Genomic DNA, 25,147 nt, shown 5'->3' with positions numbered 1-25,147 from the left:
CTCCTCAAACACACCCTCCCCACCATCACCCACCCCGCCACCCTCACCACCCTCAACCTCACCCCCAACATCACCCACCTCACCACCACCAACACCAGAGAAAACGACAACAGCAACACAGAAGACGGCGAGGACAACGTGGCCTAAAAACGTCAACGCCGGATCCCTCACAGCCTGCGCGAAGAGCGAACCGTCACCTCAGCGCACTCCCGTGCGCCGCACACAAGACGACGGCCAGGCCACCACAACCGGCGAATGGGCAAATCTCACCCTCGATCAGTGCAACACCGTGCGCGACACGGTCGGCCAGGAGGAGAACACCCCGACTGGCGGCCAGATCCACGTGGCGTGGTTCGGCACCCACGGACTCGACACGACCGACGACTGGGACTCGGAACGGGCCTTCCATACCTCCTTCACCGAACGACTGACCCCTGCCGTCACCAAAGCGGGCATCACGGGCAAAATCTAGAACGAATTCCCCCCGCTGCACAGGCGTTTCAACTCCCCCCGAACAAACAGCGCCGCCTAACGCCCCAGCGAACTCCCACGACTCCCCCGACAAAGATCTGGCACACGGACAAAACCGCGCCACAGAACCGACGAGACACAAAACGACACGGACGACCCCGATAACAGGGCACACATCCCCCAGGCGAGTACCACGCAACGACACACAGCGACCCGCCATAATGGGAGTCATGGCAGCCAGCCCACACCCACATGCATCACCCCCTCCACCGGACCTGTCCGGCGCGCACTCCGACGACCTCGCGCTCTACCGGGCAAAGTTCATTCAGCGATTGCCGAAATCACTGGAGGAATTGGACGGGCCCACCCAGGGAGTCGTGGAGCTGCCACTGCACGTGGCCTGGTCCGGTCTGACCGCCTACAACCTGGGCAAGCCTCGCCAGCGCATGGGCCTGTACCGCACTGTCCTGCACGAAAGCCTGCGCGAGGACCTACCCCGTTACCTCAACCAGGATCTGCTCCTCCAGATGTGGCCGATCCTGCGTACCCTCACCGGCCGCACCGTGCGCACGGTATGGGAAGACACCTTTCGCCAGCTCGCTGCCCGAGCCCGGACAGCCGCATGAGCGACATGCCTCAACTGCATACCCGTCTCCTGGCGGATGTGCTCGACCTCGGTTCTCCCTATCCCCTGGTCCTCACCGCCGGATACGCCGTGCGGGCACACCACCTCGTAAACCGCCCCAGCCAGGACCTCGACGTAGCCACCGAGAACCCGGCTCCCATGGCCGACATCTCGGCCACCCTGTGTGCCGGCCCGGAAGCGCGAGGCTGGCAAGTCCAGTCACTGGAGACCGCCCGCTTGTCCGCCCGCTTCACGGTGACCGATCCGGCCACCGGACAGGACTACGAGGTGGACATCGGCCGACGCACGGCTGGGGCTCCTCGACGCGATGAGCATCCGTCAACGGTCAGCGTTGCAGGGTGAGGACGCCCGGCCGCCATGGCAGTTGGTCGTAGGGGCCACTCGCGGTCGGGGACTTGCCCTGGTAGAGGAACTGCAGGTTGCAGGGGTCGATGGTCTTGGTCTGGTCGGGGTTGTTGCGGACCAGGTCACCGTGGCTGATGTCGTTGGTCCAGGTGGCACCGCTGTTGGCCTTGCCCGCGAAGGGGTTGCTCTCGGTGGCGGCCTGCGGGGTCCACGAACCGTTCAGGCTGGAGGCCGTGAACGAGCGGAAGAAGCGCTGCTCGTTCGCACCCCGAGCCTCGACGATCATCAGGTACTGGTTCTGGCCCTGGACCTTGTAGACCTCCGGTGCTTCGAACAGGTTCTTCACCGTGTCGCTCATGACCGTCGTGTAGGACGAGCCGAAGCTGCCGGGGAAGTTCCCGATCGGCATGCTCGCCCGGTAGATCTTGCCGTTGTCACCGGCGAAGAACAGGTACATGTTCTGGTCGTCGGCGATCAGGGTCTGGTCGATCGGGGCGGCCCCGGAGATGCTGCCGGTGAACAGGGGCTGGGGTGCGGACCAGCCGTTGGGGTTGGTGGGGTCGCTCGATGTGCGGTAGATGAAGGGCCACGCACCCCACTGGTACGCCAGCACCCAGATGTTCTTGGGTGCGAAGTAGAACAGCGTGGGCGCCACCGCGGCCTGGCTCATACCGGTCTGGCCGGCCGACGCCATGTCGGACCAGTTCGTGAAGGGCCTGAACGCCATCGAGCCGTACGACGATCCCGACACGTTCGACGCGTAGACCAGGTGCTTGCCGTTGTAGACCACGTTGGTGAAGTCCTTCAGGGCGACCCATCCGTTCGCCGGCTGGGCCAACGCTCCCGTCGACGTCCACTGGTACGACGACGGCAGGGCGCAGTTGCCGCCGCCCGGCGGGGTTGTCCCGGACAGGCCGGTCCACTTCTGGTTGCTGCCGTCGTTGCACGTCCAGATCTCCACCGCCGTGCCGTTGGCCGTACCGGAGCCCGTGACGTCGAGGCACAGACCGGACTCCACGCCGACGATCGTGCCGTCGGAGGTCACATGCCACTGCTGGTTCGCACCCCCGCTGCAGGTCCAGATCTGCACTCGGGTACCGGCCGCGGTGGCGTGGCCCGGAACATCGAGGCACTTGTTGCCGAACACGGTCAACTGGTTGCTGTCCGTCGCCGTCCACTGCTGGTTGGTCCCGCCCGAGCAGTCCCAGATCTGAACGTACGTACCGTCGGTCTGGCTGGAGTTCGGCACATCGAGACATCGGCCGGCGGCGACACCGCGCAAGGCGCCACTGGTGGCCGCCTGAGCCGGGTCGGCGACGAGCATCGCCGCCAACGCGGCCAGGACCGCGATCGCAGCGGCGAGCAGCGCGAACACACGTCCGCGGTCGAAACTACGTCTGCGCATGGGGACCTCGTTGTCCTCGAGTGAGCGGTTCCGGCTGCCCTCGCGAAGGCCGACCGGACTGTCGAGATGGTGCGGTTGGTAGCGGTCCGCGGCACCCGGGCAGCGGCGAAGGGCCGGTGGCGGCCGTCGGCGCACGGCTGCGACGGTACACTTGACGAGACCATGACAGATGCATCGCGCGGCATACCCCTTTGCGACTCAAGCATGGCGGCAGGCGTGTGCGGGTGACGTCCTGCTGTGCGGATGTAGCAGCCCTCTCGTTCGTCATATCGAACAACAGTCGAGCTATCGAGCAATCTGGATGATAGGGAACCGTGGAGCGGCGTCAATACATCTCGCATGATTCGCCAAGAATCCCGAAACATTCGATGCGGTGAGGGAGTGCACGAGGGTCTTCCGCGGACCTCGAACCGAACCGCCCGGATCCGACAGGCCGGTGCTGTCCGACGCGACCGGCTCCACCAGGGGTCTCACCATCCCCACCCAGTACCGGGGTGACCAGCTGGCGACCGTGGAGGCCGCCTACGCCGACGGCTTCACCGCCGGGCCCGTCGGCTGGAGTCCTTAACAGAAGTTCAACCTGTCCTTCACCTTCTGGAGCGGCGACACCGTGACCTACCGCGTGACCAAGAACGCCGGCTCGGTGACCGGCACCTGACTGTGCGCCAACGTACAGCGAACATCCCCTGCGTACCCTGGCATTTTCGCCGCCCAAGCGGAGCCGACCTCCTCTCTTCGCGCGGGCCTGTGTCGGCCGTGGGAAACCCTGTGACAAGATCCGCTGGCATGTCATCTGTCATGTCGTCTGCCATGCCTTCGTTGCCTTCGTCGCCCAGGGGCCCCTCAAGAACCGGTCGCCGTCTGCTGGTCGCCCTGCTCGCGTTGATCGCGACTGCAGGCTCCACCGTGGCCGAGGCCGGCACGCCGTCCGGCCCGGCGCCGCGCGCCTGGGTGAGAGCGGCCGAACGCGCGACGCCCGACCACCCCAGCTACGACGTGAAGCTGCGCGCCGACGCCGACGGCTCCCACTGGGCGGGCCGGCAGACGGTGTCCTTCCGCAACGCCTCCAGCCGGCCCCTGCGTGAGGTGTACATACGTCTGTGGGGCAATGGCGAGGACGGCTGCGGGACCTCCGGAAGACCGTCCCCCGTCCGCGTCTCCCACGTGCGCGGCGGCACTCCGGGCCGCCCCGGCGTGAAGTGCACGGCGCTGCGCATCACTCTGCCGAGGCCGCTCGCACGCGGTGAGCGGACGGCCGTCTCCTTCGACGTGACCCTCACCGTGCCCGCACGCAACAACCGCTTCGGCCGCGAAGGCGCGTTCCGCTTCCTGGGCAACGCGCTGCCGGTCCTCGCCGTACACGACGCGAGGGGGTGGCACCTCGATCCGTATGTGTCGTACGGCGAGAGCTTCTACACCCTGGCGAGCGACTTCCGGGTGCGCCTCGACCACCCGTCCGCCCTCAAGGTCCCGGCGACCGGCAGCACATGGACCCGCCCCGGCGGCACCGGGCGTACGGTCACCCACAGCGTCGCCCAGCGGGTCCGGGACTTCGCATGGGCAGCGGGCCCGTTTCGCACCGCGACCCAGACCTCGGCGGGCGGCGTGCGCGTGAAGTCGTACTGGTCGCCCGACACACCCGCCGCGGGCGTCCGCCTCAACCGCAAGGACGGCGTCGCCGCCGTCGACCTGTTCAGCAAGGAGTTCGGCCGCTATCCGTACGGCGAGATCGACCTCGTGATGACCCATAAGTTCGCCGGTGGCATGGAATACCCCGGCCTGGTCATCCTCGGCACCACGGAGGAGGGCAGCGCCACCGTCCACGAGATCGCCCACCAGTGGTGGTACGGCATCGTGGGCAACGACGAGTACAACTCACCCTGGCTGGACGAGAGTTTCGCCCAGTACGCCAACGCGAGCTACTACGGCTGGGACGGGTTCGACTGCTCGGACGACCCCTGGCCGAGTCCGACCGCCGCACTCACCAACTCGATGGCCTACTGGTCCGCGCACCGTGACGAGTACTTCCTGACCGTGTATCTGGCCGGCCCCTGCGCCCTGGCCGACCTGGAACACGTCCTCGGGGCCGGCACCATGGCGCGCCTCATCAAGAAGTACGCCCACGACCACTGGTACGGCGTCTCCACCACCGTCGACTTCAAGGAGGCCGCACAGTCGATGACGCACAGGGACCTCGGCCCCTTCTGGCGGAAGCACCGCATCCGCTGAAGTCGCACTCCGCTCGCGGGTGACGGGCGTACCCCGGCGGCGCCGCGATGACGGTGACCGACGGGGTACGCGGGCAGGTTGGCGTCGTTCCGGCGGTGCATCCGGGTTGATGGGACTTCAGGAGGTGCGGCAGGCTGCGGGTTGGTCGGCGGGGGCTGACGCGGAGGCAGGCACGACTTCCGGTGATCATGAGGTGTCGAGTCCCTGATCACCACGACGGAAGACCGTGCCTGCCCGCTCATCCTCGCTCATCCCGCGCCCTCTGGGCCAACTCGCCGACACCGCGCCGACCGTCCCCGATAACCTCCCCGGCCTGCTGACCTGCCTGTCTCAGGTGCCCGATCCCCGCCGAGACCAGGGCCGACGCCACCCGCTCGCCTTCGTCCTCTCCCTGGCCGCGTGCGCGGTCCTGGCCGGAGCGAAGTCCCTGACCGCGATCGCGGAGTGGGCCGCCGACGCCCCGCCCAACGTCCCGGCCCGGCTCGGTGGCCCCTGTCGGGAGCCGGGCCGCGGCCCCGTCGCCCCGGCCGAGGCCACCGTGCGTCGTGTCCCCCAACGCGTCGACGGCGACGCGCTGGATACAGCCGTCGGAAGTTGGCTCGCCGGGCGCGAACGCGCCGCCGGCCAGGAAGACAACGACAGCGACCGGCGGCCCCTGCGCTCCCTCGCCGTGGACGGAAAGACCGAGCGCGGTGCCCGCCGCACCGACGGCACCCAGGTCCATCTGCTCGCCGCGATGACGGGGATCGGCCTGGTCACCGCCCAGCGCGAGGTGGACGCCACGACCAACGAGATCACCGTCTTCCAGCCCCTGCTTGCCCCGCTCAACCGGCACGGCACGGTGGTCACCTTCGACGCCCTCCACTCGCAGACCACCCACGCGCGCTTCCTCGTCGAGGACAAGCACGCCCACTACATCGCGCTGATCAAGGGCAATCAGCCCACCCTCCACCAGTGCCTGAAGACCCTGCCATGGTGCGAAGTGCCACTCCTGGACAAAACGCGGGCCACCGCGCACGGCCGCGACGAGATCCGCCGGATCAAGGCCGCCGCCGTCGCCGGGATCGCGTTCCCACAGGCGGTGCAGGCCGTCCAGATCGTGCGCCGCCGACGGATCACCACCGGCAAGGTCACCCTGGAACGCATCTACGGGGTGACCGACCTGACCGCGGAGCAGGCCCACGCAACCGAGATCGCCCGCCGCGTCCGCGGCCACTGGGGCATCGAGAACAAGATCCACCACGTCAGGGACACCACGTACACCGAGGACGCCTCCCGCGTACGTTACCGACACCGCTCCACGTGCCATGGCATCCCTGCGCAACCTGGCCATCGGCGCTCTCCGACTCGCCAACCAGACGAACATCGCCGCTGGACTCCGCCACCACACCCGCGACGCCAACCGTCCACTGATCACCCTCGGCATGTGATCAACCAGGACACATCACCTGACCGACGCCGCCCTGCGGGTGGGGCGGTCCGAGTCGGGACTTCAATGTCCAGGGACCACATCGGTCGGTGGGCGGGCCGTCGCTGGGTACTCCGACTGCGTTCAGAGGGGGGATGGGGGCAAGTCGGCCAGGCGCCGTGCCCAGAAGGGGCGGTGGATCCAGCGGACTTCCTGGGCGTGGACGAGCCGGTGGCCCCGCAGATACGCAGTCCGCGTGGCCTCGACCTCGTGCGCATAGGCGGCGAGGCCGGAGTCCGCGCCGCGATGCACACGACTCAGGTGGGCGTCGACGGCCAGGCCCGCGCTCATCCCGGTATAGAGGGCGGTGAGGACGCCCTGGGAGGAGAGCGGGTCGAAGGCGATCGCCGCGTCCCCGGCGGCGGTCCAGCTGTCCCCGTACACCCGGTCCAGGTGCGCTGTGTGCGCGGCGGCCCGGCGTGGCGCGACCGGTGGCGCAGGCGGGGGCCCGTGCCTGTGGGTCCACCGGGACACGTGCCTGGTGGCCGACAACCGTCGGTGGAAGTGGCGCGCGGTGTACGGGGCGGCAGACAGGTCGGTGTCGGTGAAGTAGGCGACGAGGCGCTCGCCGGAGGGCTGTGGGGCGGTGTACCACCAGCCGTCTTCGTCTGATTCGACGAGGGAGCGGCGGTCGGTGTCCCGCGGGTCCGTCTCCAGGTGCGCGTAAACGGCTGTGAGCCGGTCCCGGACCCACCGCCGGACCCCGCACCGGACGGCGATCGCGGCAGCGCGGCCGGTGGCGTCGATCACCCAGCGGCAGCACGCCCTGCGCTCCCCACCCGCCCCAGTGGCACCGGCAGGGCCCGTCCCGCCGCGCAGAGCCAGAGTCCAACCGCCCTCCGGCCTCCGGGTCATGCCGCGTACAGCCGTGCCCTCGGCGACCTCGGCTCCCGCCGCGCGGGAGGCGTCGCGCAGTCGCCGGTCGAAGAGCAGCCGGTCGAGATGCCAGCCATGGCCATGGGGATCGTTGATGAAGTCCACGGCGTGCAAGTCGGCCGAACCCCACGCCGAGAGACTCCCGTAGCAGGGCAGATGGCCGGACCCAAGGACATGGTCGGCGACGCCGAGGTCACCCAGCAGGACCCGTGATGCAGGGACGAGGGTCTCGCCGATCTTCGGCGGCCCGGTGCCGGCATCCGCCAGCAGGACCGTACGACCGGCCCGGGCGAGGGTGATCGCGGCGGCGGAACCGGCCGGGCCACCGCCCGCCACCACCACGTCGTACGTTTCCGCGCCTTCCGATGCGGAATCGGCGCTCACTGGTTCTCGCGGAACGGGTCGAGTCTCTCCAGGTATCCGGCCGCGATCTCCTCCTCTGAATAGCCGGTCGCCTGCGCCGCCGCCCTGACCGCCTGTGCCACGTGGTCGGCCCCGACGGTCTCGGGGGCGAGCCTGTCGGTGGGCCAGGTTCCGGCCGCTGCGGCCAGCACGGACGGACCCGCCTCGGGCACCTGGAGGTTGACGAGGTTCGCCGTGTCCAGTGCCTGGTCGAGCGGGGCTGCCGGGCGCGACTCGACCTGGATCCGTGCGGGGAACCTGCCGTCGCCCACGGTGTAGTCGCGCACCTCGACGATGCCGAGCTTCGGCCAGTCCTTGATCATCTGTGTGCGCTGCGCGTTCATGTCGCCCGTGAGACCGCGCAGCCAGGTCGCCCGCCGCTCGAACGCCTCCTCCCGGGCGCTGTCGTCGGCGTCGGCCGACGGCGCGTTGACCTTCTCGAAGTCCTCCAGCTTCAGCACGTGGTTCGGTACCTGGGCGGGCCAGAAGGTCGGCAGGTACGGGCTGTAGCGGGGGCCGAGGTTGGCCAGCACCTCGTAGCCGGAGCGGCAGCTCGCGGTGTCCGTCTGCCAGGGGGCGGCCATCCAGCGGGTGAGGTCGCCGGGCCCCTGCGCGAACAGCGGGCCGTTCGCAGCGGTCGCCTCCTGCGGGGTGAGGGTGGGCCCGTAGTCGGGTTCCGCGGTGTTCGGGGATCGGTGCTTGATGCGGAAGGGCGCGCTGTACATGCTCGGCGTCCTGATCGGCCAGGTGACTTCGATCCCCGGGTGGAACGCGTCGGCGGCACAGCTCTCCAGGGCGGCCCGGTCCAGCAGTCCCGGCTGCTCGGCGACGGGGGCGGCGTCCACGTTCGGCCGGGAAGGCCGAAGCGGTCCGGCCTGGAAGGCGCCGTCGGCCCAACGGCTCAGCATCCAGTCCTGGGTCGGGGACAGTTTGCTGTGCTGACGCACGGACTTGGGCTTGCTGGCCATGGCGTCGCCGTAGAGCCACGGCCACGGCACCGGGGACGTGCCGTCGCGGTCATAGTCACGCAGGCAGACGTACGTCTGGCGGCGCAGTTCCCGGTTGCGTGGGGACGGATCAGCGAGCCGCTTCCGCATCTCCGGTGAGAGGAAGAAGTTGGGGCCGTTCCAGCCGAACTGTGTGGCGAAGCCGTGGTTCACCCATTGCAGATCGCACAACCGGCGCAGTATCGGTTCAATATGGTCGGTGAACGAGATCTGTGACGGGCGAGTCAGTGAACGGGCCGTGACGAAGACATCGAAAAGCAGGTCGTAGAGGGTGCGGACGGACTTCACGCCAGGGGCGTAATCGGGAGGTCCCACCACGACCCAGGCAGGGGTGGCGGTGAGATCTGTGCCGTCGATACGGACCTTCGCCGTGACCGGACCGTCGGACACGTCGTCGTACCAGGTGTCGTTATTCGTGACTCCGGTGATCGGCTTGTTCTTGTAGGAGGCGGAATTTCCTCTTCCGCCGAGCACCAGCAGGCGGCCGTCGGATTGGGTGGAAATCTCTCCGAGATATACCACCTTGTCCATGATCTTGCCGGAATCGAATTTCTGCGTCTCGGTCATCGAGCCGCGAACGGTGCGGCTCCCGGGGTCGATGACCAGCTTCTTCCGGTTGGCGCCCGTGACGTCGGCGTTCCGCAGGCCGTACTGCTCCGGCGCGAGCGCCTTGCCCTCAGGAATGTCCAGCGGCAGATGGAACTGGTACCAGGCGGCCTTCTTGTTGGCCAAGTGCACGGTCCACTGAATCTCGGAAACACCCGCTTCGCCCGGCTTCAGCTCCCGCACAACCTCTCCCGCGGCGTTGTAGCCGTATACCCGGAAGCGGGCGGCCTGCCTCCGGATCGCCCCGGAAGCGTCCTTGTACGCGTCGGCATCCGCGGGTTTCTGGTCCGGTGATTCCGGGCCGATGAAGGGTGCTTCTTTACTGTTGCCGACCCGGGCGACACCAATGGCAGGGTGAATTTTCACCTGCACGATTTTAACGTCCATCGAACAACCTTCCGTTGCGGGACCGCCAGTTCGATCTTAAACGGAAGATCCCGCGCTTTCGGCCGAACATCGCGATGGGCGAGTGTGAGCAGAGCCTGCCGGCCCGGAGTCAGGCGCCTCCACCGACTACCGCTCCCGGCGGTGCTGGCGGAGCTTGGCGGACATGAAGCTCAGGGCAGAGCTGGACACGTCGACGCCGGACGGATACACAAGCACTCGAAGCCTCTGGAGGAGACGGATTTTGGGTCGAAGACCCGTCCAGCAGGGGCTTCACCCGTCTGTCAGCCCAACTGGCCTACCCATCTGCCGGGTTGGAGTCGACTCAGTTTGACCCGGATACGGTCACCGGCTCAGTTCACCGCGGCGGGCGGTCTCGGTGAGTCTGTTGAGCGCGCGCTTCATGGCGCCGTAGGCGGACAGAGCCGGGTTCTCGGCCGTGGTCTCCTCTGCGGTCCAGCGCCGGGATGGTGCGCGCCGCTGACGGGCCAGATCGTGGCCTCCGGTTGTTGCCCTCGGCGGGGTTCCTAGCGGAGGCGGGGCTGAGACGGACGGATCCTGAGGTGTTCGGCGAAGTCCCTCAAGGAAGGCAGGCCGCGGGCGCCGAGCGGGTCGGCGAACAGGCGGCTGCTGCGCTCCGCGGTGGCGAGGAGGTGGGTGAATGCCGCAGCACGCAGGAAGGCTTGAGCCCAGGCGGGCACGGGGTGGTTGGTGCAGCCTTGGCGTACGTTGTGGCGGTCGTGGAGGGTCAGCGTCGTGCCGTCGAGGGCGAAGTCCAGGACGCGGGCGGTGGCCAGCTGGCTTGTGGAGGCCGCGGTGACGACGGCTGCTGCCAAGTGAGCGGCGAGGGGTGGGGGTGGGCGGTGCGGTCCAGGCGGTGTGCGACCTGGGTGGCGATATGGGTGGGCAGTGTTGGAGATCGGAAGCCGCGCTCGGCCGCGCTGGGTGCGGTGCACGCGCAGGCGGGGCTGGATTCGTACGAGGTCAGCGTGGTCAGGGCCGGCAGGCTGATCCACTTTGAGGTGTCCGCAGCGGCCGGTCGTAGCCGCGGCGCGTGCGGTGGGTCCTGGTGGTCCTGGCTCAGGACGGCGTCCGCGTCGGCCATGTCGTAACCGGTGCGTGCCAGGGCCTGTTCCAGGACGGCGGAAAGCTGGGGCTGGTGGCAGACCAGGTAGAGGCGTACGCCGGTACGGACGCGCAGGGCGAGCAGGTCGTTAAGGCCGCGGGGTGACAGGGAGCGCCAGGAGCGGGTCTGTACGGTCTTCGGCTCTGGCTCACATCCGGTGGTGACGTGAAGTAGCTGTAGTGGCTGACAGTAATACCGCCAGTTCAGCATGGGTGAAGCGACTGTCGACACCGTTCACGCTTAGCTCGACGACGCCTCTGAGGCTACTCCCCCCGGAGCTCGGACCTGACACATCAACGGTGACGATATGTCACCACCGAATGTGAGCCAGGGCCATGGCTGGACAGACCCGGAGGCGCAGCAGCAACATCAAGAACCGCGTCGGGAATGCTCACGTCTCCGTTGGTGAATGTCATGTCCCAGCAGCCGATGGGGGCTCAGCGACCATGCGCGATACGACGATGTGCTTTTCGGTACATGGGTGAGGCGCCGGTGACGACGAGCGGTGGGCTTCAACCGGGCCAGTCAATGATGTGGACGTTCAGTTCGTTCTTCCAACTGGACGGCGAACCCGTCGGAGCGTTCGCGGCGCAGGTCGGCCCTGGTCGTCAGCATGTGCTGGGCAGCACGGACCGAGTCGGCGACGACCCGCGTCTGCTCGTCGACTTCAATGAGGGGCAGCCCCTGCTGTCGGCACATGGACAGCCGGTGGGAGAGCGTCATGGGAACACCGTGCTGCTGTGGGAAGCGGAGTACCGCATCCGCCGTGCTCGATTCCGCAGAAAGCTGCACTTCTCCGTAACATCCGAAGAACGAACCATCCTTGATGTCAGGGAGACGTCCCGGCCCGACCGCACTGTCCACACATACGTCACCCGCAGCGATCCCGCGCTCGACCCGGTTGCCGTGCTCGGCCTCATCCTGCTGGAGGCACGGCCCGACAAGATGTCGGTCCTCAACGAGCTGCTCGAGAGGCGACCGACGTAACGGCTTGTGCGGAGTCGGCCTCCAAGCCGGGGAAACCGGTGCGAGCCCGCGCGGCGCAGGGTGGCGGGTCGTCGCGCAGCGCAGCCTCGCAGCGATTGGAACTGCGCCCCCCTTGGGAGCCGCACCGCAAGTCCGGCCATTTTCTGGCTTTCACCGGGCCGGCAGCTGCCGTCATCTGTTACCGCAGACTCCCACATGAAATGGCCTGTTAACCGTCACAACACTCGACGCCGTCACTCCCACCTCGGACAACGCAGCCCAATCACTTACGAGACAGCGTCCGAAACAACATCAACTACGCTGACACCAGTCGCATAACCCGTGTCCAGGATTCGGAGTCAAGGCCCGTGGGGCTCTACCCCACACCCCAGCCCTTCGGCCTGCCGTTGTCGGATGGTGCCGGAAGACGTAAGGAGGCCGAGTGTGCGTTGGAGACCTGGCAGGAAGGCAGGCCGTCGCCGGGACGGGGATGGAGCGCATGAGGATGTGGTCTCTTCGCAAGCTGTCTCACATCCGTGGGATGGCCGGGATGAGCGCTGGCGCGAGTGGTTGCGGCGTTCTCTGGTCGGGGTGGACCTGGTCGCGTGGTGGGATGGCGGCGACATACGCAGTCGTATCGGCGACATACCGTACCGAGAGCGCCTTGTCGACCTGCTGTCCCAGGCCTCGCCTCGGGACTGCGCCGCGATGGGCCTGGGCTGCAGTCTCCGTATCGACCGGTCGTGCCGGGAGCCGGAGACCTGCGGCCAGGATCCCATCGGTCTCTCCGCCGTCAGTGCCGCTCCGTATCGTGTGGGTCCGGTGCCAGGTGCCTGCGGTTCCTTCGCCGACTGCTGGAGCGATTTGAACCTGCATGTGGAATTCTCCGCCGACGACCGCCACCGGGCCGTGCACATGAGCGACCGGAACCGCTCGGGCGAGGTCGGCGTGTGGGTGGACGGCGTTCGGCTGATGGTGGACGCCTGGCTGGATCAGTCCGGGTACTGGGTGGGCGATCGGTTTTACGTGCTGCAGGCAGCGGGCCCGGAAGACCATCCCGATCAGCAGATCGCCCTCGGCCCGCTCGGCTACAGGATTCTCTCGCTCGTGATCCACGACGCCTGGCGGAGGACGACACGCGTATTGGTCCCGGATGCCTCGGAGACATGGACCAATCCGTTCGTGCGGCTGGAGAGCGATCAGTTGCACCTGTACGCGGACGAATCCGCGGTCACGAGTGACCGGCCCGACCGATCGGTGCCTGCCGAATCGCCACTGCCTTGACCCGCCCCGGCCGACAAAGCCTCGGACTGGCCGCCCAGCCGCGATACAGGCGATATCCACCTCGGCGTAACGCGGTGACGCCCGACGGTCCGAAAGCACCGGCAACCTCGACAAGACCACCCCGCCGTCCCCGCTGGGCGCCACCACCTACACCTACGACAACCTCGGCCGCCCCAAAACCGTCACCGACGGCCGCGGCGTGACCACCACCTACACCTACGACAACCACGACCGCGTCAAGACGGTGGCCACCTCCGGCGGCAGCGGCGACCTCACCGTCGGCTACACCTACGACCGCGACGGCCACCTGCGCACCCAGACCGACGCCTCCGGCACCGTCACCTACACCTACGACGACCTCGGCCGCGAAGCCACCCGCACCCTCGCCGACGGCGCCACCTAACCCAGGGCTACGACCCCGCCGGAAACCTAAAGACATACACGGACGCCTCTGGCACTGTCACCAACGGCTACGACGACGCCAACCACCTCACGTCACTGAAGGACTCGGCAGGCGCGACGACCACCTTCACCTAAGACAACGACGGCAACCGCCTCACCGCGAAGCTGCCCGGCACGGTCACCCAGACCGCCACGTGGGACGCCTCCAACAGGCCCACCTCCATCAAGACCACCACCGGCAGCAGCACAACGCTCAGCTACACCTACGGCTACACCCTCGCCGGCGCCGACACCGACCAGATCCAGACCCGCACCGACAAGGTCAGCGGCAAGGCCATCACCTACACCTACGACAGTCAGTCCCGCCTCAACTACGCGGAAGAGGCCAGCGGTTCCACCCGGGCCGCGTCCTGGCTGTACTGCTACGACAAGGCCGGCAACCTCACCGCCTACTCCGGCACCGCCGACTCCTGCTCCGACAGCGGCCTGACCACCTACACCTACAACGCCGCCAACCAGATCACCGCCATCAACGGCGACTCCAGCGGCTGGTCCTACGACAAGAACGGCAACGAACTCGCCGGAGCCAGCACCCTCGGCGCCCGAACCGGCGAGACGTACAACGACTTCAACCAGCTCACCGCCCTCACCACCGCGGGCACCACCCACCACTACACCTACGCCGGCACCGACAGCAGCCAACGCCTGACCGAGGACACCACCCGCATCGACCAGGGCCCGTTGGGCATCTCCACCACCACAACAGGCACCACCAGCACGGGAATTGTCCGCGATCCGGCGGGCACCCTGATCGGTATGACCACCAACGGGGCCGCCCACTACTACACCACCAACAACCAGGGCGCCCCCTCCACCCTCACCAGCCCCACCGGCACCGTCGAGAACACATGGGACTACGGCCCCACCGGCAGCGCCCGCCCCACCACCAGCACCACCGTCGACCAGCCCTTCGGCTACACCGGCGCCTACCTCGACACCACCGGCCTCTACAAAATAGGAGCCCGCTCCTACGACCACACCACCAACCGCTTCACCCAACCCGACCCCAGCGGCAAAGAAACCAACCCCTACCTCTACACCGCCGGCGACCCCATCAACAGGGTCGACCCCACTGGACTCTTCGGCTGGCCGGAGATCGGGGCACTGGTACTTGGTACCGCGATAGGGGCGGCAGCCACCCCTGTAACAAGAAGCCCACTGGCGGGCGGCATCATCGGGGGATGCGCTGTGGGTGCTCTTGCAGAGGGATTCAATGGGAATGGCGCAGCCGACATGGGTGAAGCGTGCGCAGCAGGCGCAATAGCCGGTGGGATTCTTGGCGGAGCCGCGAGCCTTATCCCTTAATTAAACAAGATGTGGTTGGGCTGCGCAGCCCGTCGCAGCGCAGCCCAACCACCTGCGAACTATGAAGGGGGAAGATGAATCCAGCACTTCTGGTAATCCTCATTGGCGTCACAGTCTTTGGCGCTCTGTGTATCTCCGTTCCACGCTCTCTCATCAGAAGAGGCGGGACGGTACCGGTGCCAGGGAAAAGGCTCTCCAAAGACCCACAAGATTCACAAGTCCGACTCCTTAGGAGTCTTGGAGTAGTGATCGTGCTTGGGGTGCTATTTTTCACTTTCCTCAATGGGGGTAATTTGTAAGGGAACGACGTCTCCCAGGGCGGTTTCAAAGTCCTGGTGCTCATGAATTTGTGCAGGTCACGGCAGTACGACGCCTGGCGTCCCGCCAGGCGTCGGGGAAGACGGCGACCAAGCTGACAGCCGTCGCGGCGTCCACCGGCGAAGTCATCGCGGGGCCCCACCTGGCGCCAGTGTCGGCGGCTGCATGGGCGGCACCGGCGACCCCATCAACCGGACGGATCCCAGTGGGCTTTTCTCGCTAGGGGACGCTCTGGGCATCGCAGGAGACCTCGCCACAGGCTCATATCACCTTTATCAAGGTGATGCCCAGGCCCTGTGGGGTGATGCTCTCGACGTGATCTCCGGTGGTATTACAGGTCTTGCGTGCGAGGCAATCATCACAGCAGGGGCGCCCAAAACTCTGGGAGCCTCTGAGGCGGCATCGCCCGCATGTTTTGCTGCCGGCTGGGCTGTCGGATCAATTACCAGCAACGCAATCTCGGGATGAAGCTGGGACACACCATGCGTTCCAGCCAATCGGCAGGGGAATTCAATGACAGGACTGGAACCCAACGTTGGCCAGAAGGCGGCGATCCGTCGGTACTTTCAGTTTGCCACAGGGCTGCTGGTAGTCGGTCTGATCATCGGAATCGTACTTGCTGTCACCGGCTACACCCGGGCCTGGATAGGCGCGGCCATCATTGCATTGATGTGGACACTCTTTGCCCTGTGGTACAAGAGCCAGAAACGCTGAGGGACTAGCCTCGATCTGCTCTGAAAATCCCCGTGCCGTTGGCTCTCACGCGGTGCGGGGTTCGAGGCTCACGTCGTAGCCAAGCTGGGTGAGTTGACCGACGAGCCTGCGGGTCTGCCGGGACTTGCGGATGCGGTTGATGAAGTGATCGGCGCCGAGGTCCTGGTAGGGCGTCTCTCGAGTGAGGATGTGCCAGATGGCGACGAGGATCGAGTGTTCGACAGCGACGAGCGCGCGCTTCTTGCCCCGGTGGCCGACCAGGCGGCGGAACTGGGCGGCGAGGTAGGTGTTCTTCGAGCGGGCCGCAGCCGCTGCGGCGTTGCCCAGGACTCCCTTGAGCCAGACGTCGCCATGGCGGGTTCGGCCACTGGTGACTCTGCCTGCGGACTCATGGTTGCCTGGGCAGACTCCGGCCCAGGAGGCGAGGTGACCGGCAGTCGAGAACCGCTGCATGTCGACGCCGATCTCGGCCACCACCACCTGGGCGGCGGTGCGGCTGATTCCCGGGATGGTCACCAGCAGCTCCACCTGACGCCGGTAGGGCTCGAGTCGGCGGTCGATCTCGGTGGTAAGTCTTTTGACCGTTTCCGTGGCGGCGTCGATGCGATCCAGCATGGCGCGTGCCAGGAAGGCGTGATGGTCGTGAAGAATCCGGTCAGCGCCTGGGCCAGCTGGACCTCCTTGTCCTTGAGGGCGCCGACGGCGAGTTGAGCCAGTGTGCGGGGGTCTCGTTCGCCGGCGATCAGCGCTTCGACCATCGTGCGGGCTGACTTGCCGCCGAGGTCGGAGACGACGCTGGACAGCTTGATCCCGGGGTCCTCCAGCAGCTTCTCCAGACGCTGGATCTCCCGGGTGCGTTCTCGGGTGACCTCGGTGCGGTAGCGAGTGAGGTCCCGCAGCTGCCGGATCGGTTTGGGCGGCACGAACGAGGGGCGGACCAGGCCGTGTTCGATGAGCTGGCAGATCCACTGGCAGTCCCTCACGTCCGTCTTGCGGCCGGGGACATTGCGCATGTGCTGGGCGTTGAGCAGCCAGGTCTCCATATGTTCTTCGAGGATGTAGTACACGGGCTTCCAGTAGGAGCCGGTCGCCTCCATCCCGACCAGAGTGATCCCTTCGGACACCAGCCATTCGCGGAGGGCCAGCAGTCCCTCGGTCATCGTGGTGAACGTTCGGATCTCGGTGTGCCGGCGTCCGCTCCTCCCCGGGACACGGATACACACCTTGCAGTCGGCCTTGCCGATATCGATCCCCGCACAGCGTTCATGGACCAGGTCCATGCCCGTCTCCTCCCGCCTCGTCGCTTCGCCCGCAGCGGACGACCGCCCGGCGAGGAACCGGCAGGAGGGAAGAATCTGCTCTGCGTGCTCACGGCAACACTTCGGGGTGCCTGCGCCAAGTCCTCAGCGCCAGACTTTCGTACAGGCTCGAATCGGCACCAAGATCGAACGACGTCAGCCGGGCGGCCGCCCACCCCGATTTTCCCGACTCCAGGGTGTCGTTGCCAAAGGTCCGGATGACTTTCGTGACGGTCCGTCGGTTCTTTCGGTGGGCTGTTTCGGCTTGTGGTGCGGGTTGTGGTCAGGGTGGCGGCCCGGCTGTCGTGCCGGGTGGACGCCGGTTTCCACGGTTCCGGCGGGAGTGCTGCTGATCCAAGGGAGGGCTGTTGTGGCTGGTCAGCCCGGGTTCGGAAGGGACTCGAGTCGCTGGATGGCTTCGGTGATCACGTCGGTCCAGGGCCAGTGGCGGGCGAACCGGAGGTGCCGCCGACGAGCGGTGCTGACCAGCTGAGCGGCGGCGGAGAACAGTCGCAGCCGCAGTCGGCGGGGCTCCCAGAGCCGGGGCTTGCCGGTCAGGGCAAGCATCGGCAGCCAGGCCAGCAGATCGAGTGCGAGCTGGACGATCTCCAGCCAGATCTGATTCTGCGCGCTCTCGTGCAGAGGCAGGTTGCGCAGACCGGTGGCACGCGCATTGCGTATGCGGTCCTCCGCCCTCGCGCGTCGGCGGTGCCGCAGTTCCAGGTCCGTGATCTTTCCGCCCGACGTGTTGGTGGCGAAGCAGGTGAGCCGTAGTCCGTCGGCATCGGTGAAGCGCAACTGGGCGCCGGGGTGCGGTCGTTCCTTGCGGACCACCAGCCGCATCCCTTTGGGCCAGCCCTTGAGGACGTCGCCGTCGAGCTCGGCGGTCCAGGCGCCCTCGCGGATCTCGCCGTCCGGTTCGACGGCGGGTGTCCAGGCGGAGGCCGGGACCTTCAGCACGGCCTGATGGATGGCGTCGGTGATGGTCATCCCGACCGAATACGACAGCCACCTCCCCGAGGACGTCCGAAACGCGACTCCTGGCCCCTGAACGGGTACCACAAAGATCGGTGGCCCCGGTCCTCCACAGGGGTCACCGGGGGCCAGTCGTGGGCTGGTGAGGTCCCGGAGGGTTAGCGACCAAGTGCCCCGCCAGATCTCCCCTCCTCCAAACGCCCTCGTGCGCCCGTAGAAAGCGTGCACTCGGGCGCGCATCCACGGCCGTGGCCGGATGGCGATTCCGGCACTCCGTTCCGACCACACAAAACGGCCCCGGCTATAGCTCCGTCACCAGTCGGCCCGATCGTCATCCGCCAGGAGTAGAGCCAGCGGTCCAGCAGGAAGAAGGAACCGGCCGCCGTTTACCGCCTGTCGAGCATCGTTCATCGGCCACCACATGAGCTTGAAGTCCGCTTCCGTCTCGGTGAGTTCCTGTGGACCGAGGTTCAGGTCTCGGGCATCGAACAGGTGCCCTCGTGCCTGAGACCCCAAAGTGATTGCGTAGGAGCCGAGTGATCGCCAGCGCCGGGCGGTCACTCCGGCCTTTTCCCGCAGCGGGTGCCCGCCTCGGCGCGCGCGTAGAACGCGGCGAGCTCGTGGGGGTTCTTGGTGTAGACGTCGATCTTGCGCACCGTGCCGTCCTCGACCTGGTGGATCTCGACCATGGTCAGCGGGAACTCCTCGCCAGTGGTGTGGGTCGTGAGCGTTCCGGTGAGCGTTCCGATGACGCCGGCCGGGCCCTCGAACACCTGGGCGTCAGTGATGGCGACCTTGGCGTAGCCCATCATCGCGCCCAGGATCGACTCCACGAACACCTCGCGGCCCTGGTGCACGCCGCCGTAAGGGAGCTGGGCAGGCTCGTCGACGATCACCTCCGGGTCGAGCTTGGCCAGCACGCCCGGCACGTCGCCCTTCCCCAGCGCGTCATACAGCCCTCGCACGACCTCCGCGGGGCTCTCCGTCACCGTCTTCATCTGGTTGCTCATCTCGCGTGCCCTTCAGTCAGTTGTGTTCCGGTACTGGAACGGTCGGCCGGCCCGGGGGCGTATGCGTCCTCGCACCGGTCGGGCCCCGGAGGATCAGGGCACGCACCATGCAACGGCAGACGGCCGTGACGGAGGAGTCTCTGCTGCGAGGGGTACTGCCAGGGCCCCCCGTCCCTCGCGCGGCCTGCCTACCCTGGTTCCCATGGACAACCGGGACGCAGTCAGCGCATTCCTCCGCTCCCGACGCGAGAAGATCACCCCCGAGCAGGCGGGTCTGCCGACCTACGGCCGACGGCAGGTGCCCGGACTGCGCAGGGGCGAGGTCGCCACGCTCGCCGGGGTGAGCGTCGAGTACTACACGCGCCTGGAGCGCGGCAACCTACGGGGAGTCTCGGACAGCGTGCTGGACGCCCTCGCCCAGGCACTGCGGCTGGATGCCACCGAGCGCATGTACCTGTACGACCTCGCCCGCGCGGCCGGGCCGACGCCCGGGGCGCGGGCACGGCAGCGGACGGTTGGGCCCACAGTGCGGCCGAGCGTGGCGCGGATCATCGCGGGGATGCCGGGGATGCCGACGTACGTGATGAACAACCGCCTCGACACGCTGGCCGCCAACCCGCTGGGCCGGGCCTTGTACTCGGAGATGTACGCCGACCCGACCTGCGGGGGGAACGTCGCCCGGTTCGCGTTCTTCAATCCAGCAGCCAGGCGGTTCTACACCGACTGGGAACGTATGGCCCGCTTCGCCGTCGGCGCACTGCGCATCGAGGCGGGGAAAAACCCTTACGGCCGGGAGCTGTCGAATCTGATCGGTGAACTCTCCACCCGCAGCGACACGTTCCGCGTGATGTGGGGCTCCCACGACGTGCATGTCTTCCGCGACAGCACCAAACGCCTCAACCATCCGCTCGTCGGCGACCTGGAACTCGATCAGGAGACCATGAACCTGCCGGACGAAAGCGGCCTGAGCCTGGTCGTCTACAGCGCGCCACCGGGAACCGCCGCCGAAGACGGCCTGAAGCTGCTCGCCAGCTGGTCCGCCACGACCGGGCAGGATCAGGCCGCTGAACCCACGGGTAAACCGTCGCCCCGGCAACCCTGACGAAGGGCGCCGGCTCCTCCCTGCGTCCAGCGGCGACTCCCGATCTTCGGCTTGCCCGCTGGTCCGCCACGGCACGTACCCACCCGGCCCAGGCCCCGAAATCCACGACCAGACGCAGCCGGCCCAGCTGATCGCCCTCGGACGCACCGTGGCCGTCTTCCCCGACTCAGCCCGCGCCTGGCTATGGGCCCAGCACACCGCCGTCCCCCTGACCGACGCGCCCCCGTCGTCACCCACATCGCCTGACCCGCGCACAGCCGCTCCCTCGCCCTCGCCTTCCATCGCCCCCGTGACCAGGACTCGGCCGTCCATGCCTACAGAAGAGCGGGACTGCCCACACATCGCAGAGACAGAACAAAAGCGGACGACGGGGCCAGCCGGGGAAGCGCCCGGGGACCTACTGCCAGCCATGCTCTATATCTCCGTCACCAGTCGGCCTGATCGTCATCCGCCAGGAGTAGAGCCAGCGGTCCAGCAGGAAGAAGGAACCGGCCGCCGTTTACCGCCTGTCGAGCATCGCTCATCGGCCACCACATGAGCTTGAAGTCCGCCTCGGTCTCGGTGAGTTCCTGTGGACCGAGGTTCAGGTCTCGGGCATCGAACAGGTGCACTCGTGCCTGAGATCCCAAGCTGATTGCGTAGGAGCCGAGTGATCGCCATCGCCGGGCGGTTACTCCGGCCTCTTCCCGCAGTTCTCGCTGGGCACAGTCGAGCGGGGATTCTCCGGCTTCGAAGCGGCCGCCGGGGAGAAAGAGGTAGTCGCCACCGTGGTTGGGGAAGTTGGCGCTCAGAAGGGCCACCAGACCCTGAGCGTCGCGGGCCACAACCACGGAGGCGTCACGCATCGGTTCTGTCATGCCGGTTGAGCGTAACGGTCAGCCGTGCACCCACGCGGCGAACGGCACGTTGAACACCACGGGGTGGGCGATGCCGCGACCGTGGTAGCCGTCATCCCCGTAGGCGTCGCCGTGATCTGTTACAGCCCAGGCTCTACGCGGACCTGTCCCACCCGTGCACGGAGAACTGTTCACCCTTCAGGTAGTGGGCGATTCCCAGCGCGTTGTACTCGACGGTGTGCTCGGGTAGCTGGTCGGCGGGGTGCCAGAACAGGCCCGCGCACTTGTGCGGCTCCATGTTCTGCGGCTCTCCCTCCCAGTCCCGGACGACGAAGAACCAGCCCACGCGAGGCTCCCCCTCGGGGTTACGGAAGTGCATGACGTGCACGATCCGCAGAGCATCCCGGCTGGACCTGACGCCGGTCTCCTCCTCGAGTTCGCGGAGCGCGGCGTCGAACACGTCTTCTCCGGGGTCAAGCTTGCCGGACGGCAGGTTCAGCAACCCGTCGGCGTAGCCGGTGTTCCGCCGCTCGGCAAGGCACACGACCCCGTCGCGCTCGAGGATGAGCATTACGTCGTTCACGGGCAGTTGGGGCACGGTGCGTTGTCCTCCGACCGGTTGGGCGTTTGCCGGTAGGGGACTCTAGCCGGGATCAGACCGCGATCAGCCCCATCTCCCCAACGCGCCCCATCGTCCACTGGACACGCTCAGAAACGGACAGCCCCATGGGCATCTCGAGCATCGGCACGCCAGTGGCGCGGCACGCGTCGTAGATGGCGGCGTCGGACTCGTCTTGGATGCTGAGGACCTTCTGCCTCATGCGGTCGCCGCCGGCCTTCTGGTCGTAGCGGTCACGGCAATACACGATCGCGTCGTACGCAATGGGCATCCAAGCCCGACACATCCCCTCAGCCGCAGCGAGGACGGATGCAGTGCCCAGCTCTGTGGGGTCCAGAACCAGGCCCGCCAGGGCCAGAACGTTCGCGGGGGTCTTGTCGGTGATGAGGACCTGGTGGTGCCGGGCGGCGCGCAGCGGCACAGTCAAATGCTGGGCGAACAGGTCGAGCTCCGCGACCAGCTCGAAGGGACCTATCCCGTGAAGGACGATGTCCTCCATGAACGGACTGGTGCGCGCGGGCTCGCCAGTGCAGGTGGCTCCGATGCTCTGCTCTCGAAGGTGGGCGGTCAGCGCGTGGACGAACGTCGTTTTCCCTGCGGCTTGGGTGCCTTCGACGGCGATAACGCGGCATCCGCAGATGGGCACGGGTCCTCCAGGAGGTTGGTGAAGGTGGGGTTCTCGAGCCAGCCCCAGGCGCCTTTTGCGCCCTCGGCAATGAGGCGGTTCACGTTCAGGCCTTCGCCTGCCCACTTGCCGAGTCCGGCGGCGTGGGCGGCGACGTAGGCGGTGGAGAGAGAGTGTCGGAGGTTCAGGACGCTGACGCGCTCCCGGCCCTCGTCCTGGCCGTCCTCGACCCATCGGCGGTGCCAGGCGGGCATGGTGGCCTTGAGGAGCTCGGGCTGTGTGACGTCGAGGCCGAGTTCGTTGCACACGTCGACCAGGCGGCGTGACTTCCCCGCGAGGAGGTGACCGGCGTCGAACCGGGTGTCGACGTAGTGGGTCTCGTCCGGGTCGGCGTCGCGCCTGCCCTTCCACTGCGATCGAGCCGTCTGCAGGCGGGGGACGGCGTCCGCGGGGGCGTTCGCCTCCAGGACGGCCAAGTCGCTGCAGAACTGGTGTCCGGTGATGATCCTGGACGTCTCTGCGGCCGCGGCCACGGTCGCCGCGGCGTTGCGGACGAGCTCGTCCATCTCGCCGGGTTCCTCGACGTACACGCTCGTCCACTCGAACGGCACGTCCGCCAGGTCCACCATGTGGTCGGCGGGCAGGTCGAGCCAGGCGACGCTGTAGCAGAAGGGGCGTTGCCCGTTTTTGATCCTGTAATTCTTCGTCCACTCGACGTCGATGGACGCGATCCGTACGAGTCCTGTGCGCAGCAGCGGCGGCTGCAGGGAGCGCGCAGTGGGCAAAGTGCTCTTGATGATCATGAGACTGTGTTCCTGCCGTAGAGCGGGGCCGCGCCGGTGCGCGCGGCCCCGCCGGACGCTACTCGCTGACGGACGGCGCCACGCCGCCCAGGAGGGAAGGAGCTGCCTCCCATGCGGCCTCGGACAGCGCCTCGAACAGGCTCAGCGACCCCTCCCAGTGCAGCCGGCCAACGTGCTTACCTCCGAGCAGTGCCGTGGCGAGAGCTGAGGCCAGGACACTTCCAGCCAGGGCATCGTCCAGTGAGAACGCCGTGTCCTTCTCCTCTGCGAGGGCATCGCACGCCTCCTGCGCGCTGTCCCGGAAGATTTCAAGTCCAGTGAGACGGTCGTGACGCTATGAGGTTTGTGGTGCGGACTCTCTGCGCTTGGCCGGGTCGTTGATCCATGCCTGCTGAGGTATCCGGGGTGGTCGGGGGCGGCGGCCGAAGCGTTCGGGGTGGCAGGCGTAGGCCTCGGCGAGGGTGACGGCACGCTGGTCGCGGACCTCCTCGGCTGTGCCGAAATGCACGCTGGCCGGTGTGTGCCAGCCGATGCCCGAATGCCGGTGCTCGTGGTTGTAGTAGGCGATGAACGCCTCAAACCACTCACGGGCATGGGCCAGCGAGTCGAACCGTTCGGGGTAGTCGGACATGTACTTCGTGGTCTTGAAGTGGGCCTCGCTGTAGGGGTTGTCGTTGGAGGTCTTCGGCCGCGAGTGCGACCGGGTGACGCCGAGGTCGATCAGCAGCTGGGAGACCTTCTTGCTCGTCATCGAGGTGCCGCGGTCCGCGTGGACGGTCTCGGGCACGATGCCGTTGCGTGTGATGGTCTCTCGGATCAACTCCTCGGCCCGCAGCGCTGATTCGGCCCGCTCGACGGTGTGGCCGACGACGTAACGGCTGAAGATGTCGATGATGACGTAGGCGTGATACCAGATGCCCTTGGCCGGTCCGGCCGCCTTGGTGATGTCCCAGGTGAACACCTGCGAGGGCCCGGTGGCGACCAGCTCGGGCACCGTCTTCGCCGGGTGGGTGGCCTGGCGGCGGCGCTCGCCGGACTGCCCCTTCTCGCGCAGGATCCGGTACATCGTGGAGACGGAACAGTGGTAACGCCCGGCATCCAGCTCGCGGGCCCAGATCTGCGCGGGCGGCATCTCGGCGTACTCGTCGCTGTTCATCATCTGCAGGACCGCCGCCCGCTCATCGGGTGTGAGGGATGAGGGCTGGACCTGCGGTTTTCTGGGTTTTCGCTCGGTCCGGGGCCGCAGCCGGCGGTAGTGGGTGGCCCGGGAGCGGCCGGTCAGCCGACACGCGGCCGTGATGCCCAGTTCGCCCTGGACACCGGTGAACGCGTCGTCGGCCACCGGTTCGGCGGCAGCGCTCAGTCCGCGCTCTCGGAGATCATTTCCAAGAGCGCGGAAGCTTTTCCCATGACTTCCAACGCGGCCTTGTTCCGGGCCAGTTCCTTCTCCAGCCGTTCTACCTGGCGGCGCAGTTTCTCGTTCTCCGCCTCGGCGGCAGGCTTCTTCGGCCTCGCCGGGCTGGCGCGCTGGTCGACCAGCTTCTCCAGGGCCCCGGCATCCCGCGCGGCCCGCCATTCCTTGACGTGCGAGTGGTACAGGCGCTCGCGGCGCAGGACTGCGCCCTTCTCGTTCTTCGGGGCGGCGTCGTACTCGGCCACGATCCGCAGCTTGTACCCGGGGCTGAAAGTGCGGCGCTTCGGCCGGGGAGCCGGGTCGGATCCGGCGGGCGTGGTGCTGGTCATGAGGGGGTGGTTCTCCTGTCGTGCCCTCTCAGACGTCATCCGCTTTCCGAACGTGATCGTTTGGTTCGAGTGGGTGGGCATGAACTCTCGTTCGTAGCGGGAGAGATGGGCGTGGTTGGTCC

Annotated in this window: 22 protein-coding genes and 8 pseudogenes; 16 read left to right on the top strand and 14 right to left on the bottom strand. The window is 67.2% G+C overall.

Annotated elements, in window-relative coordinates; translation table 11 throughout:
• The first annotated feature begins 211 nt into the window (after nucleotides 1–211).
• The 3 genes and pseudogenes from ACIRB1_RS46830 to ACIRB1_RS46820 all read left to right on the top strand — a co-directional run.
• The gene (locus ACIRB1_RS46830) at nucleotides 212–472 is read left to right on the top strand and encodes a hypothetical protein (RefSeq protein ID WP_403470086.1); all 261 of its coding nucleotides are present in this window, start codon (nucleotides 212–214) and stop codon (nucleotides 470–472) included.
• Nucleotides 473–701: 229 nt separating this feature from the next.
• Nucleotides 702–1,097, top strand: a complete 396-nt coding sequence (locus tag ACIRB1_RS46825) for a hypothetical protein (protein WP_403470085.1) — start codon at nucleotides 702–704, stop codon at nucleotides 1,095–1,097.
• Nucleotides 1,094–1,393, top strand: a pseudogene (locus ACIRB1_RS46820) (hypothetical protein); the annotation flags it as partial. The gene ACIRB1_RS46825 and the pseudogene ACIRB1_RS46820, both read left to right, overlap by 4 nt.
• Before the next feature lie 49 nt (nucleotides 1,394–1,442).
• On the opposite strand, the gene ACIRB1_RS46815 reads toward ACIRB1_RS46820, so the two are convergent.
• Entirely contained in the window at nucleotides 1,443–2,867 is a 1,425-nt protein-coding gene (locus ACIRB1_RS46815; protein WP_403470084.1) for a non-reducing end alpha-L-arabinofuranosidase family hydrolase, read from the bottom strand.
• A gap of 373 nt (nucleotides 2,868–3,240) precedes the next feature.
• Between ACIRB1_RS46815 and ACIRB1_RS46810 the strand changes: the two are divergent.
• The 4 genes and pseudogenes from ACIRB1_RS46810 (at nucleotide 3,241) to ACIRB1_RS46795 (ending at nucleotide 6,526) form a co-directional block, all read left to right on the top strand.
• Nucleotides 3,241–3,525 (top strand): annotated as a pseudogene (locus ACIRB1_RS46810) (hypothetical protein).
• A gap of 152 nt (nucleotides 3,526–3,677) precedes the next feature.
• Complete coding sequence (locus tag ACIRB1_RS46805) at nucleotides 3,678–5,096, top strand: M1 family metallopeptidase (protein ID WP_403470083.1); 1,419 nt, start codon at nucleotides 3,678–3,680, stop codon at nucleotides 5,094–5,096.
• A gap of 226 nt (nucleotides 5,097–5,322) precedes the next feature.
• Nucleotides 5,323–6,345 (top strand): annotated as a pseudogene (locus ACIRB1_RS46800) (ISAs1 family transposase); the annotation flags it as partial.
• 58 nt (nucleotides 6,346–6,403) lie between these two features.
• Complete coding sequence (locus ACIRB1_RS46795; protein ID WP_403470082.1) at nucleotides 6,404–6,526, top strand: hypothetical protein; 123 nt, start codon at nucleotides 6,404–6,406, stop codon at nucleotides 6,524–6,526.
• Nucleotides 6,527–6,648: 122 nt separating this feature from the next.
• Here ACIRB1_RS46795 and ACIRB1_RS46790 read toward each other — a convergent pair whose 3' ends face one another.
• From ACIRB1_RS46790 to ACIRB1_RS46775, 4 genes and pseudogenes are all read right to left on the bottom strand, one after another.
• Nucleotides 6,649–7,824, bottom strand: coding sequence for an NAD(P)/FAD-dependent oxidoreductase (locus ACIRB1_RS46790; RefSeq protein WP_403470081.1), 1,176 nt, complete (start codon nucleotides 7,822–7,824; stop codon nucleotides 6,649–6,651).
• The gene (locus ACIRB1_RS46785) at nucleotides 7,821–9,842 is read right to left on the bottom strand and encodes a LodA/GoxA family CTQ-dependent oxidase (protein ID WP_403470080.1); all 2,022 of its coding nucleotides are present in this window, start codon (nucleotides 9,840–9,842) and stop codon (nucleotides 7,821–7,823) included. Before ACIRB1_RS46785 ends, ACIRB1_RS46790 begins: the two co-directional genes overlap by 4 nt.
• 74 nt (nucleotides 9,843–9,916) lie before the next feature.
• Nucleotides 9,917–10,058, bottom strand: a pseudogene (locus tag ACIRB1_RS46780) (IS5/IS1182 family transposase); the annotation flags it as partial.
• Nucleotides 10,059–10,366: 308 nt separating this feature from the next.
• Nucleotides 10,367–10,675, bottom strand: coding sequence for a hypothetical protein (locus ACIRB1_RS46775; RefSeq protein ID WP_403470079.1), 309 nt, complete (start codon nucleotides 10,673–10,675; stop codon nucleotides 10,367–10,369).
• 218 nt (nucleotides 10,676–10,893) lie between these two features.
• Here ACIRB1_RS46775 and ACIRB1_RS46770 point away from each other — a divergent pair, with 218 nt between their 5' ends.
• From ACIRB1_RS46770 to ACIRB1_RS46740, 7 genes and pseudogenes are all read left to right on the top strand, one after another.
• The gene (locus ACIRB1_RS46770) at nucleotides 10,894–11,070 is read left to right on the top strand and encodes a hypothetical protein (protein ID WP_403470078.1); all 177 of its coding nucleotides are present in this window, start codon (nucleotides 10,894–10,896) and stop codon (nucleotides 11,068–11,070) included.
• A gap of 372 nt (nucleotides 11,071–11,442) precedes the next feature.
• Nucleotides 11,443–11,952, top strand: a complete 510-nt coding sequence (locus tag ACIRB1_RS46765; protein ID WP_403470077.1) for a hypothetical protein — start codon at nucleotides 11,443–11,445, stop codon at nucleotides 11,950–11,952.
• Between the two features lie 570 nt (nucleotides 11,953–12,522).
• Nucleotides 12,523–13,215, top strand: a complete 693-nt coding sequence (locus ACIRB1_RS46760) for a hypothetical protein (protein WP_403470076.1) — start codon at nucleotides 12,523–12,525, stop codon at nucleotides 13,213–13,215.
• Between the two features lie 133 nt (nucleotides 13,216–13,348).
• Nucleotides 13,349–13,618: a hypothetical protein gene (locus ACIRB1_RS46755; RefSeq protein WP_403470087.1), complete on the top strand. Its 270-nt coding sequence runs from the start codon at nucleotides 13,349–13,351 to the stop codon at nucleotides 13,616–13,618.
• 20 nt (nucleotides 13,619–13,638) lie between these two features.
• Nucleotides 13,639–13,752, top strand: a pseudogene (locus ACIRB1_RS46750) (hypothetical protein); the annotation flags it as partial.
• 606 nt (nucleotides 13,753–14,358) lie between these two features.
• Nucleotides 14,359–14,982, top strand: a complete 624-nt coding sequence (locus tag ACIRB1_RS46745) for an RHS repeat-associated core domain-containing protein (RefSeq protein ID WP_403470075.1) — start codon at nucleotides 14,359–14,361, stop codon at nucleotides 14,980–14,982.
• Between the two features lie 831 nt (nucleotides 14,983–15,813).
• Nucleotides 15,814–16,014 (top strand): hypothetical protein, encoded by a 201-nt coding sequence (locus ACIRB1_RS46740; protein ID WP_403470074.1) that lies wholly within the window; start codon nucleotides 15,814–15,816, stop codon nucleotides 16,012–16,014.
• A 45-nt stretch (nucleotides 16,015–16,059) separates the two neighbouring features.
• Here ACIRB1_RS46740 and ACIRB1_RS46735 read toward each other — a convergent pair.
• The 3 genes and pseudogenes from ACIRB1_RS46735 to ACIRB1_RS46725 form a co-directional block, all read right to left on the bottom strand.
• Nucleotides 16,060–17,294 (bottom strand): annotated as a pseudogene (locus ACIRB1_RS46735) (IS110 family transposase).
• A 396-nt stretch (nucleotides 17,295–17,690) separates the two neighbouring features.
• A pseudogene (locus ACIRB1_RS46730) lies at nucleotides 17,691–18,332 on the bottom strand (transposase); the annotation flags it as partial.
• A 512-nt stretch (nucleotides 18,333–18,844) separates the two neighbouring features.
• Nucleotides 18,845–19,297, bottom strand: a complete 453-nt coding sequence (locus ACIRB1_RS46725) for a nuclear transport factor 2 family protein (RefSeq protein ID WP_403470073.1) — start codon at nucleotides 19,295–19,297, stop codon at nucleotides 18,845–18,847.
• Nucleotides 19,298–19,499: 202 nt separating this feature from the next.
• Between ACIRB1_RS46725 and ACIRB1_RS46720 the strand changes: the two genes are divergently transcribed.
• Both ACIRB1_RS46720 and ACIRB1_RS46715 read left to right on the top strand, forming a co-directional pair.
• Nucleotides 19,500–20,399, top strand: a complete 900-nt coding sequence (locus ACIRB1_RS46720; RefSeq protein WP_403470072.1) for a helix-turn-helix domain-containing protein — start codon at nucleotides 19,500–19,502, stop codon at nucleotides 20,397–20,399.
• 38 nt (nucleotides 20,400–20,437) lie between these two features.
• Nucleotides 20,438–20,645 (top strand): annotated as a pseudogene (locus ACIRB1_RS46715) (LysR family transcriptional regulator); the annotation flags it as partial.
• 179 nt (nucleotides 20,646–20,824) lie between these two features.
• Here ACIRB1_RS46715 and ACIRB1_RS46710 read toward each other — a convergent pair.
• From ACIRB1_RS46710 to ACIRB1_RS46685, 6 genes are all read right to left on the bottom strand, one after another.
• Nucleotides 20,825–21,256: an NUDIX hydrolase gene (locus ACIRB1_RS46710; protein WP_403470071.1), complete on the bottom strand. Its 432-nt coding sequence runs from the start codon at nucleotides 21,254–21,256 to the stop codon at nucleotides 20,825–20,827.
• Nucleotides 21,257–21,389: 133 nt separating this feature from the next.
• Nucleotides 21,390–21,833: an NUDIX domain-containing protein gene (locus ACIRB1_RS46705; RefSeq protein WP_403470070.1), complete on the bottom strand. Its 444-nt coding sequence runs from the start codon at nucleotides 21,831–21,833 to the stop codon at nucleotides 21,390–21,392.
• A gap of 55 nt (nucleotides 21,834–21,888) precedes the next feature.
• Nucleotides 21,889–22,353 (bottom strand): hypothetical protein, encoded by a 465-nt coding sequence (locus ACIRB1_RS46700; RefSeq protein ID WP_403470069.1) that lies wholly within the window; start codon nucleotides 22,351–22,353, stop codon nucleotides 21,889–21,891.
• 68 nt (nucleotides 22,354–22,421) lie between these two features.
• Entirely contained in the window at nucleotides 22,422–23,282 is an 861-nt protein-coding gene (locus ACIRB1_RS46695; protein WP_403470068.1) for a hypothetical protein, read from the bottom strand.
• A gap of 334 nt (nucleotides 23,283–23,616) precedes the next feature.
• Nucleotides 23,617–24,624 carry an IS3 family transposase gene (locus tag ACIRB1_RS46690; RefSeq protein WP_403470067.1) on the bottom strand — a complete coding sequence of 336 codons (1,008 nt, stop codon included), beginning with the start codon at nucleotides 24,622–24,624 and terminating at the stop codon, nucleotides 23,617–23,619.
• Between the two features lie 17 nt (nucleotides 24,625–24,641).
• Nucleotides 24,642–25,025, bottom strand: a complete 384-nt coding sequence (locus ACIRB1_RS46685; RefSeq protein WP_403470066.1) for a hypothetical protein — start codon at nucleotides 25,023–25,025, stop codon at nucleotides 24,642–24,644.
• Nucleotides 25,026–25,147 lie beyond the last annotated feature (122 nt).

Source organism: Streptomyces sp. NPDC096013 (assembly GCF_044763565.1).
Classification (GTDB): Bacteria; Actinomycetota; Actinomycetes; order Streptomycetales; family Streptomycetaceae; genus Streptomyces.
The sequence above is the reverse complement of the archived record's forward strand: the minus strand, read 5'-3'. Positions and strand labels throughout refer to the sequence as shown.